Annotated in this window: 13 protein-coding genes; 7 read left to right on the top strand and 6 right to left on the bottom strand. The window is 68.9% G+C overall.

Translation table 11 applies throughout. The features are described 5' to 3' along the window. Positions 1 to 65 precede the first annotated feature (65 nt). The 4 genes from rplI to rpsF form a co-directional block, all read right to left on the bottom strand. Positions 66 to 512 (bottom strand): 50S ribosomal protein L9, encoded by a 447-nt coding sequence (rplI, locus tag ACFVST_RS08065; protein ID WP_390148020.1) that lies wholly within the window; start codon positions 510 to 512, stop codon positions 66 to 68. Between the two features lie 18 nt (positions 513 to 530). Further along, entirely contained in the window at positions 531 to 767 is a 237-nt protein-coding gene (gene rpsR / locus ACFVST_RS08060; protein WP_003949403.1) for a 30S ribosomal protein S18, read from the bottom strand. Positions 768 to 824: 57 nt separating this feature from the next. After that, positions 825 to 1,421, bottom strand: coding sequence for a single-stranded DNA-binding protein (locus ACFVST_RS08055; RefSeq protein WP_390148018.1), 597 nt, complete (start codon positions 1,419 to 1,421; stop codon positions 825 to 827). A 74-nt stretch (positions 1,422 to 1,495) separates the two neighbouring features. Continuing rightward, positions 1,496 to 1,786 (bottom strand): 30S ribosomal protein S6, encoded by a 291-nt coding sequence (gene rpsF, locus ACFVST_RS08050; RefSeq protein WP_390148017.1) that lies wholly within the window; start codon positions 1,784 to 1,786, stop codon positions 1,496 to 1,498. A gap of 361 nt (positions 1,787 to 2,147) precedes the next feature. Here rpsF and ACFVST_RS08045 point away from each other — a divergent pair, with 361 nt between their 5' ends. The 3 genes from ACFVST_RS08045 to ACFVST_RS08035 all read left to right on the top strand — a co-directional run bounded on the left by ACFVST_RS08045 (position 2,148) and on the right by ACFVST_RS08035 (position 4,846). Further along, entirely contained in the window at positions 2,148 to 2,462 is a 315-nt protein-coding gene (locus tag ACFVST_RS08045) for a hypothetical protein (protein ID WP_390148015.1), read from the top strand. A gap of 126 nt (positions 2,463 to 2,588) precedes the next feature. After that, complete coding sequence (locus ACFVST_RS08040; protein ID WP_390148014.1) at positions 2,589 to 3,710, top strand: lipid II:glycine glycyltransferase FemX; 1,122 nt, start codon at positions 2,589 to 2,591, stop codon at positions 3,708 to 3,710. A 104-nt stretch (positions 3,711 to 3,814) separates the two neighbouring features. Next, on the top strand, positions 3,815 to 4,846 hold the full coding sequence (locus ACFVST_RS08035) for an alanine racemase (RefSeq protein WP_390148012.1): 1,032 nt from the start codon (positions 3,815 to 3,817) through the stop codon (positions 4,844 to 4,846). Between the two features lie 64 nt (positions 4,847 to 4,910). Here the strand turns inward: ACFVST_RS08035 and ACFVST_RS08030 are convergent, their stop codons facing one another. Continuing rightward, a complete protein-coding gene (locus ACFVST_RS08030; RefSeq protein ID WP_390148010.1) occupies positions 4,911 to 6,461 on the bottom strand; it encodes a glycosyltransferase family 87 protein in 1,551 nt (516 codons plus the stop codon). Between the two features lie 104 nt (positions 6,462 to 6,565). Further along, complete coding sequence (locus tag ACFVST_RS08025) at positions 6,566 to 9,340, bottom strand: transglycosylase domain-containing protein (RefSeq protein ID WP_390148008.1); 2,775 nt, start codon at positions 9,338 to 9,340, stop codon at positions 6,566 to 6,568. 369 nt (positions 9,341 to 9,709) lie between these two features. Between ACFVST_RS08025 and ACFVST_RS08020 the strand changes: the two genes are divergently transcribed. The 4 genes from ACFVST_RS08020 (at position 9,710) to ACFVST_RS08005 (ending at position 13,864) form a co-directional block, all read left to right on the top strand. Beyond that, positions 9,710 to 10,405, top strand: coding sequence for a helix-turn-helix transcriptional regulator (locus ACFVST_RS08020; protein WP_390148007.1), 696 nt, complete (start codon positions 9,710 to 9,712; stop codon positions 10,403 to 10,405). Positions 10,406 to 10,455: 50 nt separating this feature from the next. Beyond that, positions 10,456 to 11,538, top strand: a complete 1,083-nt coding sequence (locus tag ACFVST_RS08015; RefSeq protein ID WP_390148006.1) for an inositol-3-phosphate synthase — start codon at positions 10,456 to 10,458, stop codon at positions 11,536 to 11,538. Between the two features lie 87 nt (positions 11,539 to 11,625). Further along, entirely contained in the window at positions 11,626 to 12,921 is a 1,296-nt protein-coding gene (locus ACFVST_RS08010; RefSeq protein ID WP_390148005.1) for an MFS transporter, read from the top strand. Positions 12,922 to 13,078: 157 nt separating this feature from the next. Further along, positions 13,079 to 13,864 (top strand): hypothetical protein, encoded by a 786-nt coding sequence (locus tag ACFVST_RS08005; protein WP_390148003.1) that lies wholly within the window; start codon positions 13,079 to 13,081, stop codon positions 13,862 to 13,864. Positions 13,865 to 13,971 lie beyond the last annotated feature (107 nt).

The following is a 13,971-nucleotide window of genomic DNA, read 5'->3' as shown; positions in this document are numbered from 1 at the left end:
CACCAGAACGGTGCGGCCCCACTGCGTGCTGTTGCTACCGGTCCGACTCCCGCCTGGGAATCGGATCAGGCGGCGACGACCTCGACGTTGACCTGAGCGGCCACCTCGGGGTGCAGACGCACGGACGTCGCATGGGCGCCCAGCGTCTTGATCGGCGTACCCAGCTCGATGCGGCGCTTGTCGACCTCGGGACCGCCGGCGGCCTTGATCGCCGAGGCGACGTCGGCCGGGGTGACGGAACCGAAGAGGCGGCCGGCCTCACCGGAGCGGACGGCAAGGCGGACCTTGACGCCCTCAAGACGGGCCTTGATCTCGTTGGCCTGCTCGATGGTGGCGATCTCGTGGATCTTGCGAGCACGACGGATCTGCTCGACGTCCTTCTCGCCGCCCTTGGTCCAGCGGATCGCGAACTTCCGCGGGATCAGGTAGTTACGGGCGTACCCGTCCTTGACGTCTACGACTTCGCCCGCGGTGCCGAGGCCGGTGACCTCGTGGGTGAGGATGATCTTCATCTGTCGGTCACCCTTCCCTTATCGCGCGGTGGAGGTGTAGGGCAGCAGCGCCATCTCACGGCTGTTCTTGACGGCCGTGGCGACGTCACGCTGGTGCTGCGTGCAGTTGCCGGTCACGCGGCGGGCACGGATCTTGCCGCGGTCGGAAATGAACTTCCGCAGCATGTTCGTGTCCTTGTAGTCCACGTACGTGACCTTGTCCTTGCAGAATGCGCAGACCTTCTTCTTCGGCTTGCGCACAGGCGGCTTCGCCATGGTGTTTCTCCTGTGTGATCAAGAAGTGTGGGGAACGGCCCACCCCGGCCCGAGGGCCTAGAAGGGGGGCTCGTCCGAGTAGCCGCCGCCGGAGCCACCGCCCCAGCCGCCACCACCGCCCTGCTGACCGCCGCCACCGCCGGCCGGCGCGCTGGTCGCCCAGGGGTCGTCGGCGGGAGCACCGCCGCCGCCCTGCTGCGGACCGCCGCCACCGGGGCCGCCGCCCCAGCCGCCGCCGCCCTGCTGGCCGCCGCCGCCACCGCCGCCGTAGCCGCCCTGGCCACCGCGGCCGGTGGTCTTGGTGACCTTGGCCGTGGCGTTGCGCAGGCTCGCGCCGACCTCGTCGACGTCGAGCTCGTAGACCGTGCGCTTGATGCCCTCGCGGTCCTCGTACGACCGCTGCTTCAGCCGGCCCTGCACGATGACGCGCATACCCCGCTGAAGCGACTCGGCGACGTTCTCCGCCGCCTGCCGCCAGACCGAGCAGGTCAGGAAGAGGCTGTCGCCGTCCTTCCACTCATTGGTCTGGCGGTCGAAGGTGCGGGGAGTGGACGCGACGCGGAACTTCGCGACCGCCGCACCGGAGGGGGTGAAGCGCAGCTCGGGGTCGTCGACAAGATTGCCGACGACCGTGATGACGGTCTCGCCTGCCATGGGTGAACCTCTCGGCGGGTTTGCTGGCTGCTGGTGTTGCTACTCGGTTCCCGGTCGCCGCTGAGCCGTGGGGCTCAGTGGTTCTCGGGGCGAAGGACCTTGGTCCTCAGGACCGACTCGTTCAGGTTCATCTGGCGGTCGAGCTCCTTGACGACCGCAGGCTCGGCCTGCAGGTCGATGACCGAGTAGATGCCCTCGGGCTTCTTCTTGATCTCGTACGAGAGACGACGACGGCCCCAGGTGTCGACCTTCTCGACCTTTCCGTTGGCCTCACGGACAACGGAGAGGAAGTTCTCGATCAGGGGGGAGACAGAGCGCTCCTCCAGATCGGGGTCGAGGATGACCATCACCTCGTAGTGACGCATGTGGAACCCACCTCCTTTGGACTCGACGGCCACGGCATTTCCGTGGCAGGAGGGTCGTGATGCGTGGGCACCGACGTCCGGCCGCTGCCCACTCCTGACGAGTAAAGCAGTGACCACTGACAGTCCGGGCGGCTCCGTCTCCGACGATCTCGACGGCGATGCCAGATGGCGATCCAGATGGCGATCTCGACGGAAGAACGGAAGAGGGGAGTAGCCCGAAGTGGTCCGGGCAGACACCGGTGCAGACGGTACAGAGTACCCGCACCCCGGCTTCGGGTTGAAATCCGCCCCCGGAGGCCGACAATCAGTACACATCGGGTGTCCCGGCGCCAAGCCGCGCCGCTTCCGCAGGAGGTGCCCCATGACACAAGTGATCCGGACCCACGCGAGGAACGGCCTGTTCGCCACCGACGGCAAGCCTCATCCCCTACAGGACGCACTGGCCGCCGCCACTCTCGTCCTCGGGGCGGTGGCGGCGATCTCCGCGATCTGGTCCGGTCTGCATCTGCTCAGTTCCTGGACGGGCCTGGTCGGTATCGCGACCGGTCTGTACGGCCAGCTCATCTCGGTGACGACCCGGGAGCGCTTCGGGCTGGTCCTGGGACTGGGCGCCTCGGCGGTCGGATTCTTCCTGGGCATGGCGCACGGCGGGCTCTTCGGCGGGCTCATCAGTTGACCGGCCGTCACCGGTAGGCCGGGCGCTCCAACGGCCGGGCGAGGCGTTCACCGGGCGCAGTAGGCTTCGCGCGAGAGCCGGAGCCCCTGTCCCCAGGGGGACACACCAGCCCGAGGAGCGCCCCGAATGAGCCTGACCCTGAGGACCATCAGTCGCGAGCAGCATCTGGCGTACATCCAGAGCCTGCCCGCGGCGAGTCACATGCAGGTCCCGGCCTGGGCAGATGTGAAGTCCGAGTGGCGCTCGGAGAATCTGGGCTGGTTCGACGACCGCACCGGCGAGTTGGTCGGCGCGGGTCTGGTGCTCTACCGCCAACTGCCCAAGATCAAGCGGTACTTGGCGTATCTGCCGGAAGGCCCGGTCATCAACTGGTATGCGCCGAATCTGGACGAGTGGCTCCGTCCGATGCTGGCGCACCTCAAGCAGCAGGGCGCCTTCTCGGTGAAGATGGGCCCGCCGGTGGTGATCCGCCGCTGGGACGCCACCTCCATCAAGAAGGGCATCCAGGACCCGGATGTGAAGCGGCTGCGGGACATCGAGGCCGACCACATCGAGCCCCGCGCCTTCGAAGTGGCGGACAAGCTGCGCCGGATGGGCTGGCAGCAGGGCGAGGACGGCGGTGCCGGCTTCGGGGACGTACAGCCGCGCTATGTCTTCCAGGTGCCGCTCGCCGGGCGCTCGCTGGAGGATGTGCACAAGGGGTTCAACCAGCTCTGGCGCCGCAACATCAAGAAGGCCGAGAAGGCCGGCGTCGAGGTCGTCCAGGGCGGCTACGAGGACCTCGCCGAGTGGCAGCGGCTGTACGAGATCACCGCGGTACGGGACAAGTTCCGGCCGCGCCCGCTCTCCTACTTCCAGCGCATGTGGTCCTCGTTGAACAGCGAGGACCCCAACCGGATGCGGCTCTACTTCGCCCAGCACGACGGGGCGAACCTCTCCGCGGCCACCATGCTCGTCGTCGGCGGCCACGTCTGGTACTCGTACGGCGCCTCGGACAACGTCGGGCGGGAGGTGCGGCCGTCCAACGCGATGCAGTGGCGGATGCTGCGGGACGCCTACGCGCTCGGTGCCACCGTCTACGACCTTCGCGGCATCAGTGACTCGCTGGACGAGACGGACCATCTCTTCGGTCTGATCCAGTTCAAGGTCGGCACCGGCGGGCAGGCGGCCGAGTACCTCGGCGAGTGGGACTTCCCGCTCAACAAGCTGCTGCACAAGGCGCTCGACATGTATATGTCGCGCCGCTGACCCACCCTCCGCTCCACCCGCCGCCCCGCCCGCCCGGGCCGGGCGGCCCCCGCCCCCACAACGTCTGCCGTACGGCAGCCACACGAAAGGTTCCGGGCCAGGCCATGGCGCTCACGCTCTACGTCGACACCGCGCGCTGGCGTGCACACCAGAAGCAGGTGATTGAGCGGTTCCCGGGGATCGTCCCGGTCTGCAAGGGCAACGGCTACGGCTTCGGCCACGAGCGTCTGGCGGAGGAGGCCACCCGCTTCGGCTCCGATGTGCTGGCCGTCGGCACCACCTACGAGGCGGCCAGGATCAAGGACTGGTTCAGCGGCGATCTGCTGGTGCTGACGCCGTTCCGGCGGGGCGAGGAGCCGGTGCCGCTGCCGGACCGGGTGATCCGCTCGGTGTCCTCGGTGGACGGGGTGCACGGGCTGGTCGGGGCGCGGGTCGTCATCGAGGTGATGTCGTCGATGCGCCGGCACGGGGTGACCGAGCAGGAACTGCCGCATCTGCACTCGGCGATCGAGGACGTACGGCTGGAGGGCTTCGCCATCCATCTGCCGCTGGACCGGCCGGACGGGTCGGACGCGGTGGAGGAGGTCATCGGCTGGATGGACCGGCTGCGTTCGGCGCGGCTGCCGCTGCACACGATGTTCGTCAGCCATCTCAAGGCGGACGAACTGACGCGGCTGCGGCAGCAGTTCCCGCAGACCCGCTTCCGCGCCCGGATCGGCACCCGGCTCTGGCTGGGCGACGAGCAGGCGACGGAGTACCGGGGTGCGGTACTGGACGTCACCCGGGTCGCCAAGGGGGACCGCTTCGGTTACCGGCAGCAGAAGGTGGCCTCGGACGGCTGGCTGGTGGTGGTGGCCGGCGGCACCTCGCACGGGGTGGGCCTGGAGTCGCCGAAGGCGCTGCACGGGATGATGCCGCGCGCCAAGGGCGTGGCCCGGGCGGGCCTGGCGACGGTCAACCGGAACCTCTCGCCGTTCGTCTGGGGCGGCAAGCAGCGCTGGTTCGCGGAGCCGCCGCATATGCAGGTGTCGATCCTCTTCGTGCCCTCGGACGCGCCGGAGCCGAAGGTGGGCGAGGAACTGGCGGCCCATCTGCGGCACACCACCACGCAGTACGACCGTGTGATGGAGCGCTGAGCGGGTCCGCAGCGGGCACGGGTACCTGGCGGAGACGGCCGGGGCGTCTCAACTGGCGCCCCGGCTAAGTCTGTTCACCCTTCGCGAACGGGCCGGCCGTGGGGGCGGGCGTGCCCCAGGCCACCAGTGGTCCCTCCTCGGTGTGGGCGGCGTGGCGGGGCGGGTGGGCGGCGCGGCCCAGGGCGAAGACGTCGGGGGTGCCGTCCAGGACGCCGCCCGAGGGGTCGTCGTCCCCGCCCTGCCGTACCGGGTCGCGTTCCGGCAGCAGGGCGTCGCGGACGACCATGGCGCAGAGGTACAGGGTGCCGAGGATGTGCAGGACGATCACCGCCTGGTAGCCCTCGGTGGGCAGGCCCTGGTGCTTGTCGCCGCTGCTGGTGTAGGCGAGGTAGAGCCAGATCCCGAGGAAGTACACCACCTCGCAGGCCTGCCAGATGAGGAAGTCCCGCCAGCGGGGCCGGGCGAGGGCGGCCAGCGGGATCAGCCAGAGCACGTACTGCGGTGAGTACACCTTGTTGGTGAGGACGAAGGCGGCGACGACCAGGAGCGCGAGCTGGGCGAACCGCGGCCGGCGGGGCGCGGTGAGGGCCAGTGCCGCGACGCCGGCGCAGGCGGCGATCATCAGCAGTATGGCGAGGGTGTTGACGGTGGAGGTGCCCAGCGGCTGGTCCATGTGCTGGGAGAGGACCAGCCAGAACGAGCCGAAGTCCACGCCGCGTTCACGGCTGAAGCCGTAGAACTTCGCCCAGCCCTCGGGGGCGTAGAGCATCACCGGCAGATTGGTCGCCAGCCAGGCGGCGGCGGTGCCGAGGACGGCGGTGCGGAACGGGCGCCAGGTGCCGGCCCGCCAGCAGAGCACCAGCAGCGGCCCGAGCAGCAGTACCGGGTAGAGCTTGGCGGCGGTGGCGAGCCCGAGCAGGATGCCGAAGGCGAGGGCCCGGCCGCGGGACCACAACAGCATCGCCCAGGCGGTCAGGGCGACGGCCAGCAGGTCCCAGTTGACGGTGGCGGTGAGCGCGAGGGCGGGGGCGAGGGCGACCAGCAGGCCGTCCCAGGGGCGCCGCCGGTGGGTGCGGGTGACGCTGACGGCGAGGACCGCGGCGCACACCATCAGCAGCCCGGCGTTGACCATCCAGTAGACCTGCTCCTGGAGTTGGATGCCGTCGGCGCCGGGCAGCAGCCGCACGGTGCCCTTGGTGAGGAGGGCGGTCAGCTCCATGAAGGCTCCGGTGAGGACCGGGTACTCCAGGTAGTCCATGTCGCCGGGCAGCTTGTCGAAGTAGGGCAGCAGCCCGTCGGCGAAGCCCCGGCCCTGGTAGAGGTGCGGGATGTCGGAGTAGCAGGCGTGGGTGTACTGGCTGCTGGCGCCGAAGAACCAGGCGCCGTCGTAGCAGGGGAACTTCTGCACCATGCCGAGGGCGAACATGCCGAGCATGACCAGCAGGACGACGCGGACCGGGGTCCACCAGGAGGTGCCGGTGAGAGCCCAGCGGCCGAGCGGTCCGCCGATCACTTCGCTGCCGGCCGCCGCCACCTCGTCCTGCCGGGTCGGGGCCAGGGTCTTGGGCTCCTGCACGCGCGTGCGTGCCGTCTCAGCACTGGGCATGGGGCACATCCTGCCGTACCCGCCCGAGTGCGGACGCCCGGACAGGCCCCGGGGCGGGTACGCCGAGGGGCCGCGGACGGGTGTCCGCGGCCCCTGTCGGTGTGCGTTGTCTCCTAGCCGGCCGGGCCGCCGAAGATGCCGCCGTTGCCGTTGCCTCTGGTGCCGCCGTTCTGGCCGGTACTGGTGCCGGCGTCGGTGCCTCCGGTGCCGCCGCCGGTACCGCCCGTGTCGGTGCCGCCGGTGGCGCCTCCGGTGTTGGTGCCGCCCGTGTCGGTACCGCCGTTGTTGGTGCCGCCGGTGTCCTTGCCGCACTTCCAGTCCCACGGCTGGCACGAGCCGGTGGGCTTGGGGGAGCCGCTGGGGTCGTCGGACGGGGACGGCGAGGTGGTCGGGTCGGAGGCCGACGGGCTGGGGGTGACGCTCGGCGTCGGGGACGGCGGCGGCGGAGGCGGCGTGGAGCCGACGACCTCGCCGATGGGCTCCGGCGCCGGGAACGGCACCGCGGGCTTCCCCTTCAGCGCCTGGGCCATGTAGTCGTGCCAGATCTCGGACGGGAAGGACGCGCCGTGGATCTTCTTCTGGCCGCCGGTGCCGAACATCTGGAGGAAGTGACGGGACTTGGTCTTCTCGTTGTCGTCCATGCGGTACATCGAGATCGCGGTGGACAACTGCGGGGTGTAGCCCACGAACCACGCCGACTTGTTGCCGTCGGTGGTACCGGTCTTGCCGGCGACCTGGCGGTCCGGCAGCTTGGCGTTGGAGCCGGTGCCCTTGTCGACCACGGTCTTGAGGACATCGGTGACGTTGTCCGCGACCTGCGAGGTGAACGGCTGCTTGGTGGCGGACTTGTGCTGGTAGACGGCGGTGCCCCGGTGCTTGACCTCGGTCACCGAGTACGGGTCGTTCTGCTTGCCGCTGGCGGCGTAGGTGGCGTAGGCGCCCGCCATGCGGATGGCGCTGGGGGAGGAGGTGCCGATGGAGAAGGACGGGTAGTTGGCGTTCGCCAGGCTGTCGTCCAGGACTCCGGAGTCGACCGCGGCCTGCTTCACCTTGTCCAGGCCGACGTCCATACCGAGCTGCACATAGGCGGAGTTGACCGATTCCCGCATCGCCTCACGCAGGGAGACCAGATATTCCGGGGGACTGCCGACGTTGTCCTGGCCGTCGTTCTCCTGGAGCCACTCCTTGCCCTCCTTGTTGGTCCAGGGATCCCCGTTGTAGTTCTTGATCTTGAAGTCGTTCTTGCCGCTGTAGAGGCTCTTGGGTGAGGCGATGGTGCGTTCCGCCTCGCCCTGCACCTCGCCGCCGTCGGGATCCCGTACGCCGTCGCGCAGCGCGGCCGCCAGGACGAAGGGCTTGAAGGTCGAACCGACCTGGGCGCCGGTGTAGTCGGCGTTGTTGGTGAAGTGTCTGGTCCAGTCCTCGCCGCCGTAGATCGCCTCGATGGAGCCGTCCTTGGGATTGACCGAGGCCCCGCCGAACTGCACATGGGTGTCGGTGTCCGGCCGCTGCTTCGGTTTGATGTTGGCCTTCTGCACCTTGGCCACGGCCCGCTTCAGGCTGTTGACCTTGTTCTGCTGGAAGGTGGTGTGGATCTCGTAGCCGCCGAGCGCCAGCTCGTCCGCGGTGATGTCGGTGTGGCCGATGACATAGGTCTTGGCCAGGTCGACCAGGTAACCGGTCTGACCCCCGAGCTTGGCGTTGTTGCGCGGGCTCTCCAGCCTGGGCAGCTTGGTGTACTTGGCCCGCTTCTCCTGGGAGAGGTGCCCGTCCTTCACCTCCTGGTCGAGGATCCAGCTCCAACGCTTGGTGGCCCGCTCGGTGTTGGCCTGCCGGGTGGCGGAGGGGTCGATGCCCGGGTTGCCCGCCGGGTCGTAGTAGGTGGCGCCCTTGAGGACCGCGGCGAGTACGGCGGTCTGGTCCGGTTGCAGCTCGGTGGCGTCCTCGTTGAAGTAGGCGCGGGCCGCGGCCTGGACGCCGTAGGCGTTCCGCCCGTAGTACGCCGAGTTCAGATAGCCCGCGATGATCTCCTCCTTGGGGACCCTCGCGCCCACCTTGATGGAGATGAACAGTTCCTTGAACTTGCGGCTGAGGGTCTGGCTACGGTCGTCCAGCCGGGCGTTCTTCACATACTGCTGGGTGATGGTGGAGCCGCCCTGGGTCTGGCCGCCCTTGGCCATGTTGACCAGGGCGCGGCCGATGCCCATCGGGTCGACACCGCGGTCGGTCCAGAAGGTCTTGTTCTCGGCGGAGATCACCGCCCAGCGCATCGACTCCGGGATCTTCTCGTAGTTGATGATCTGCCGGTTGGTCTCCCCACCGGTGGCCACCATCTGCGAACCGTCGGCCCAGTAGTAGACGTTGTTCTGCGCGGTGGCGGTCTCCGCCACCCTCGGCATGTCCACCCAGGCGTACGCGATCCCGGCGACGGCCATCAGGCTGCCGAGGAAGGCCACGAAGAGGCCCGTGACCAGGCGCCAGGACGGGACCCAGCGGGCCACGCCGTGCTTGCCGGCCCGCGGGTAGTCGATGAAGCGCTTCTTGGGGGCCGGACCCCGGCCCCGGCCGCGGCCCGGACCGCCGGCACCGCCGGGTCCACCGCGGCCACGGCCACCGCCGCCCCCGCCGCGCCGTCCGCCGCCGCTGCCGGCACCGTCGGGCGCCCGCCGCCGGCCGCGGCCGGCTCTCTGGGCCGCGCGGCGCGCCTCCGCCCGCCCGCCGTAGGGGCGCTCCCCGCTCCCGGAGGGCGCTCCGTAGGAACCGCTGGGTGATCCGGCGGAGTCACGCGGGGCTCCGCGGTGGCCCGAAGGGGCTCCGGGGGTGCCACGGCGGGCCGCGGCACGTCCGCCACCCGGTGGCTGCGGCGGTTTGCGACGGTGCTCGCTCATCGAAGGACTACTCCTAGGGCAGGCGCTGCTGCGCCTGGACACGGCAGTTGGTTTCCGGTTTCCCCCGACGTGCGGGCGCGACCGGTAGGGCGCTGCCCCGCACTGCGCCGCCGAGGTGGACGCGCGGCGGCGTCACTGGGTTCCCGGCGGTTTGCATGGCGGACAGACTACGCACCGTCAAAACTCATGGAACCCCCAACTTCACCCCAAATCAGGCAAGTCGGCTGCTTCGAATCGGCGATGTGACGCCGTTCACCGTCCTCCCCCTTGTCCCGTCCCGGGCACCGTTCTATCGTCGTGATGTATCGAGTCGATACATCAGCTCGATACGCCCCGGGGCGGACGAACGGAAGGAGGCGGAGAGGCAGGATGAGCCGACGCGCCGGCATCCTTGAGTTCGCCATCCTCGGCCTGCTTCGTGAGTCCCCCATGCACGGCTATGAGCTGCGGAAACGCCTCAACACTTCACTGGGAGTGTTCCGCGCCTTCAGCTACGGGTCGCTCTATCCGTGTCTGAAGACCCTTGTGGCCAGCGGTTGGTTGATCGAGGAGTCGGGCCGGACACCCGACGACCCGCTGGCCGCCCCGCTCTCCGGACGCCGCGCGAAGATCGTGTATCGATTGACGGCAGAAGGTAAGGAGCACTTCGAGGAGCTGCTCGCCCAGACCGGCCCCGATGCCTACGAGGACGAGCACTTCGCCGCCCGCTTCGCCTTCTTCGGCCAGACCTCGCGCGATGTCCGGATGCGGGTGCTGGAGGGCCGGCGCGGTCGGCTGGAGGAGCGGCTGGAGAAGATGCGCAGCTCCTTCGCACGCACCCGCGAGCGCCTGGACGACTACACCCTTGAGCTTCAGCGGCACGGCATGGAGTCCGTGGAGCGCGAGGTGCGCTGGCTCAACGAGCTGATCGAGAGCGAGCGGGCGGGACGGGACCATCGGGGTCCCGGCACCGCCTCCGCCCAGCCGGGCGACGAGGCCCGGCACGGCAGATCAGGGAAGACGGACGGCCTGCCCCGCGACCGGGACCATTCCCGGCCGGATCCGTCCGACGACACCGCCAAGTGAATTCCCGCACCCCGCGGGCTTCATCACCGAGAACACAGGGAGCAACCGGAATGGGTTCGGTTCGCGTAGCCATCGTCGGCGTGGGCAACTGCGCCGCCTCGCTGGTGCAGGGCGTCGAGTACTACAAGGACGCCGACCCGGACAGCAAGGTCCCGGGCCTCATGCATGTCCAGTTCGGCGAGTACCACGTGCGTGACGTGGAGTTCGTCGCCGCCTTCGATGTCGACGCGAAGAAGGTCGGCCTCGACCTCTCGGACGCCATCGGCGCCAGCGAGAACAACACCATCAAGATCTGCGACGTGCCGAACCAGGGCGTCACCGTCCAGCGCGGCCACACCCACGACGGCCTCGGCAAGTACTACCGCCAGACCATCGAGGAGTCCGCCGAGACCCCGGTCGACGTCGTCCAGATCCTCAAGGACAAGCAGGTCGACGTCCTGGTCTGCTACCTGCCGGTCGGCTCCGAGGCCGCGGCGAAGTTCTACGCCCAGTGCGCCCTCGACGCCAAGGTCGCCTTCGTCAACGCCCTTCCGGTCTTCATCGCCGGCACCAAGGAGTGGGCGGACAAGTTCACCGAGGCGGGTGTGCCGATCGTCGGCGACGACATCAAGTCGCAGGTCGGCGCCACCATCACGCACCGCGTCATGGCGAAGCTGTTCGAGGACCGCGGGGTCATCCTGGACCGCACCATGCAGCTCAACGTCGGCGGCAACATGGACTTCAAGAACATGCTCGAACGCGAGCGCCTGGAGTCCAAGAAGATCTCCAAGACGCAGGCCGTCACCTCCCAGATCCGCGACCGCGAGCTGGGCGAGGACAACGTCCACATCGGCCCGTCCGACTATGTGGCCTGGCTCGACGACCGCAAGTGGGCCTATGTCCGCCTTGAGGGCCGCGCCTTCGGCGACGTCCCGCTGAACCTTGAGTACAAGCTCGAAGTGTGGGACTCCCCGAACTCCGCGGGTGTCATCATCGACGCCCTGCGCGCCGCGAAGATCGCCAAGGACCGCGGCATCGGCGGCCCCGTGCTCTCCGCCTCCTCGTACTTCATGAAGTCCCCGCCGGTCCAGTACTTCGACGACGAGGCCCGGGAGAACGTCGAGAAGTTCATCCGCGGCGAGGTCGAGCGCTGACACCCCCGCCCGGTCCGCCGGGCGTCGGCGGGGAGGACCCCTGGGCAATGCGCCCGGGGGTCCTCCCCGTATGTGAGGGTGGGTCCCATGGCTGTCGTGGGTGACCTGCGTGTACTCCTGCGGCTGGCGGACTTCCGGCGCCTGCTCAGCGTGCGGCTGCTCTCCCAGGGGGCCGACGGCGTCTACCAGGTAGCCCTCGCCACCCATGTGGTCTTCTCCCCCGAGAAGCAGACCTCGCCCGCGGCCATCGCCTCCGCCATGGCCGTCCTGCTGCTGCCGTACTCGCTGATCGGCCCCTTCGCCGGCGTCCTCCTGGACCGCTGGCGCCGCCGCCAGGTCGTCCTCTACGGCAATCTGCTGCGGGCCGGCCTCGCCGCGGGAACCGCCACCCTCATCCTGGTCCCCGTCCCCCAGGCCCTCTTCTACGGCTCCGCGCTCTGCGTCACCGCCGTCAACCGCTTCGTCCTCGCCGGGCTCTCCGCCTCCCTGCCGAGGGTCGTCGACGCCGACCGGCTGGTGCTGGCGAACTCGCTGTCCCCCACCGCGGGCACCCTCGCGGCCACCGCGGGCGGCGGGCTCGCCTTCGCGGTGCGGCTCGCCCTCTCCGACTCCGACGCCGCGGTGGTGCTGGTCGCGTCCGCCCTCTATCTCTGCGCCTCGCTCAGCTCCCTCCGTATCGACCGCGCCCTGCTCGGCCCCGACCTGACCGGACCCCGGCCGCCGCTGGCCGAGTCCGTGGCCGGCACCGCACGGGGCCTCGCCGCCGGGATACGGCACCTGGCCGCCCCGCAACGGCGCCCCGCGGCCCGCGCCCTGGCCGCCATGACCCTGATGCGCTTCTGCTACGGCGCGCTCACCGTCACCGTGCTGATGCTCTGCCGGTACGCCTGGCCGCCGCTCTACCACGGTGTGGGCGGCGCCGACCGGGGACTGGCGCTCCTGGGGCTCGCGGTCGCGGTCTCCGGCGCCGGGTTCTTCGCCGCGGCAGTGGTCACGCCCTATGCGGCGGGGCGGCTGGGTCCGACGGGCTGGATCACCTTCTGCTCCGGCGCCGCGGCCGTACTGCTCCCGGCCCTGGGGCTCACCTTCGCGCCAACTCCGGTGCTGGTGGCGGCATTTGTACTGGGGCTGATCACCCAGGGAGCCAAGATCGCCACCGACACCGTGCTCCAGGCCGCGGTCGAGGACCGTTTCCGTGGCCGGATCTTCTCGGTCTACGACGTCCTCTTCAATATGGCCTTTGTGGCCGCCGCCGGAGTAGCCGCCCTGATGCTCCCACCGGACGGACGCTCGGTCCCACTGCTAGTCACAATAGCGACACTTTACGGAGCAATTGCGGTCGCTTTGAGTCGATTTGAAAGCGGGCAAGTGTCACATCAATGACAGCACGCACAGATCCGAGATTCCCAACCCAGACCTCAAATGTTCCTCAACTCCCTTGATCCACCGACTCGTCGGCGAAAAGATCCTCCTGGTAACCGAAAGTGACCACTCGGAAGCAGAATCAGGGTTACATCAGCCCGGAAAACGGGGAACAACGATGAGGACACGTACGGCCCGCGGCGCCTTGGCAGCAATCACTGCCGTAACCGTTCTCGGTGGGGCCGCACAGGCCCAGGCCGCAGCACCGGCTGGGAACAACGCCGGGAAGAGCGACCCCGCAGCCACACCGGCCGCCTACTCCAACTACCTCCGCCACTCTGATGAACCGGGTGCGGACAAAGCCCTCGCGCAGTTCAAGAGCTTGACGTCGGCCCAGCAGACGAAGTTCGTCGGCTACCTTCACGACCCCGAGGTGCTCAGGTCGTTCATCGACGTGGCCGCCGCCCAGGGAAGCGGCCTGTCCACCAAGGCCCTGAACACCAAGTCCACGACCTCTTTGCGTAACGGCGACGTGACCATCGGGCAGGAAAGCGCGGTCACCGGTGTAGCCGCCAGCGCGAAGAAGAAGTTGGGCAAGGGACCCCACACGGTGAAGTACAACGCGTATGTGAAGTACTTCGGCGTCAAGGTGATCAAGATGAGCCTATGGGTCAACTTCAAGAGCAACGGACACGACATCACCAAGGTGACCTCGGCCGGCGCCGGCAAGATTAACCTCAGCGGCGTCATCAGCCTGTCGCACACCACCCCGAAGAAGGCCCGGACGTGGTGGCGCTGGTGCCCGAAGGGCAAGCCCTGCTCCAGCGGGCACTTCGCCGAGGCCTCAGTCATCTGGGAGGGCAACATTGCATTCAAGGGCAGCATGTTCCAGATCGACAAGAAGCAGTGGATGCAGGCCGACATCTACGGCAAGGTCAGTAACCGCTCCCTGACGAACGTGTAGCAGCCGCGTACGCAACGGGTCACACTAGTTGATCTTACGAACGCATCGGGGGCGGGGGTTGGACGTGTAACAACCCCCCCCCGGGCGCCGGGGGTTATAAAAAAAAA

Origin of the sequence: Streptomyces sp. NPDC058045, assembly GCF_042885635.1 — a bacterium.
Classification (GTDB): domain Bacteria; phylum Actinomycetota; class Actinomycetes; order Streptomycetales; family Streptomycetaceae; genus Streptomyces.
The sequence above is the reverse complement of the archived record's forward strand: the minus strand, read 5'-3'. Positions and strand labels throughout refer to the sequence as shown.

Bases quoted from the DNA above. Each gene is read 5' to 3' on its own strand.
- rplI (WP_390148020.1), bottom strand. From the start codon at position 512: ATGAAGATCATCCTCACCCACGAGGTCACCGGCCTCGGCACCGCGGGC.
- rpsR (WP_003949403.1), bottom strand. From the start codon at position 767: ATGGCGAAGCCGCCTGTGCGCAAGCCGAAGAAGAAGGTCTGCGCATTC.
- ACFVST_RS08055 (WP_390148018.1), bottom strand. From the start codon at position 1,421: ATGGCAGGCGAGACCGTCATCACGGTCGTCGGCAATCTTGTCGACGAC.
- rpsF (WP_390148017.1), bottom strand. From the start codon at position 1,786: ATGCGTCACTACGAGGTGATGGTCATCCTCGACCCCGATCTGGAGGAG.
- ACFVST_RS08045 (WP_390148015.1), top strand. From the start codon at position 2,148: ATGACACAAGTGATCCGGACCCACGCGAGGAACGGCCTGTTCGCCACC.
- ACFVST_RS08040 (WP_390148014.1), top strand. From the start codon at position 2,589: ATGAGCCTGACCCTGAGGACCATCAGTCGCGAGCAGCATCTGGCGTAC.
- ACFVST_RS08035 (WP_390148012.1), top strand. From the start codon at position 3,815: ATGGCGCTCACGCTCTACGTCGACACCGCGCGCTGGCGTGCACACCAG.
- ACFVST_RS08030 (WP_390148010.1), bottom strand. From the start codon at position 6,461: ATGTGCCCCATGCCCAGTGCTGAGACGGCACGCACGCGCGTGCAGGAG.
- ACFVST_RS08025 (WP_390148008.1), bottom strand. From the start codon at position 9,340: ATGAGCGAGCACCGTCGCAAACCGCCGCAGCCACCGGGTGGCGGACGT.
- ACFVST_RS08020 (WP_390148007.1), top strand. From the start codon at position 9,710: ATGAGCCGACGCGCCGGCATCCTTGAGTTCGCCATCCTCGGCCTGCTT.
- ACFVST_RS08015 (WP_390148006.1), top strand. From the start codon at position 10,456: ATGGGTTCGGTTCGCGTAGCCATCGTCGGCGTGGGCAACTGCGCCGCC.
- ACFVST_RS08010 (WP_390148005.1), top strand. From the start codon at position 11,626: ATGGCTGTCGTGGGTGACCTGCGTGTACTCCTGCGGCTGGCGGACTTC.
- ACFVST_RS08005 (WP_390148003.1), top strand. From the start codon at position 13,079: ATGAGGACACGTACGGCCCGCGGCGCCTTGGCAGCAATCACTGCCGTA.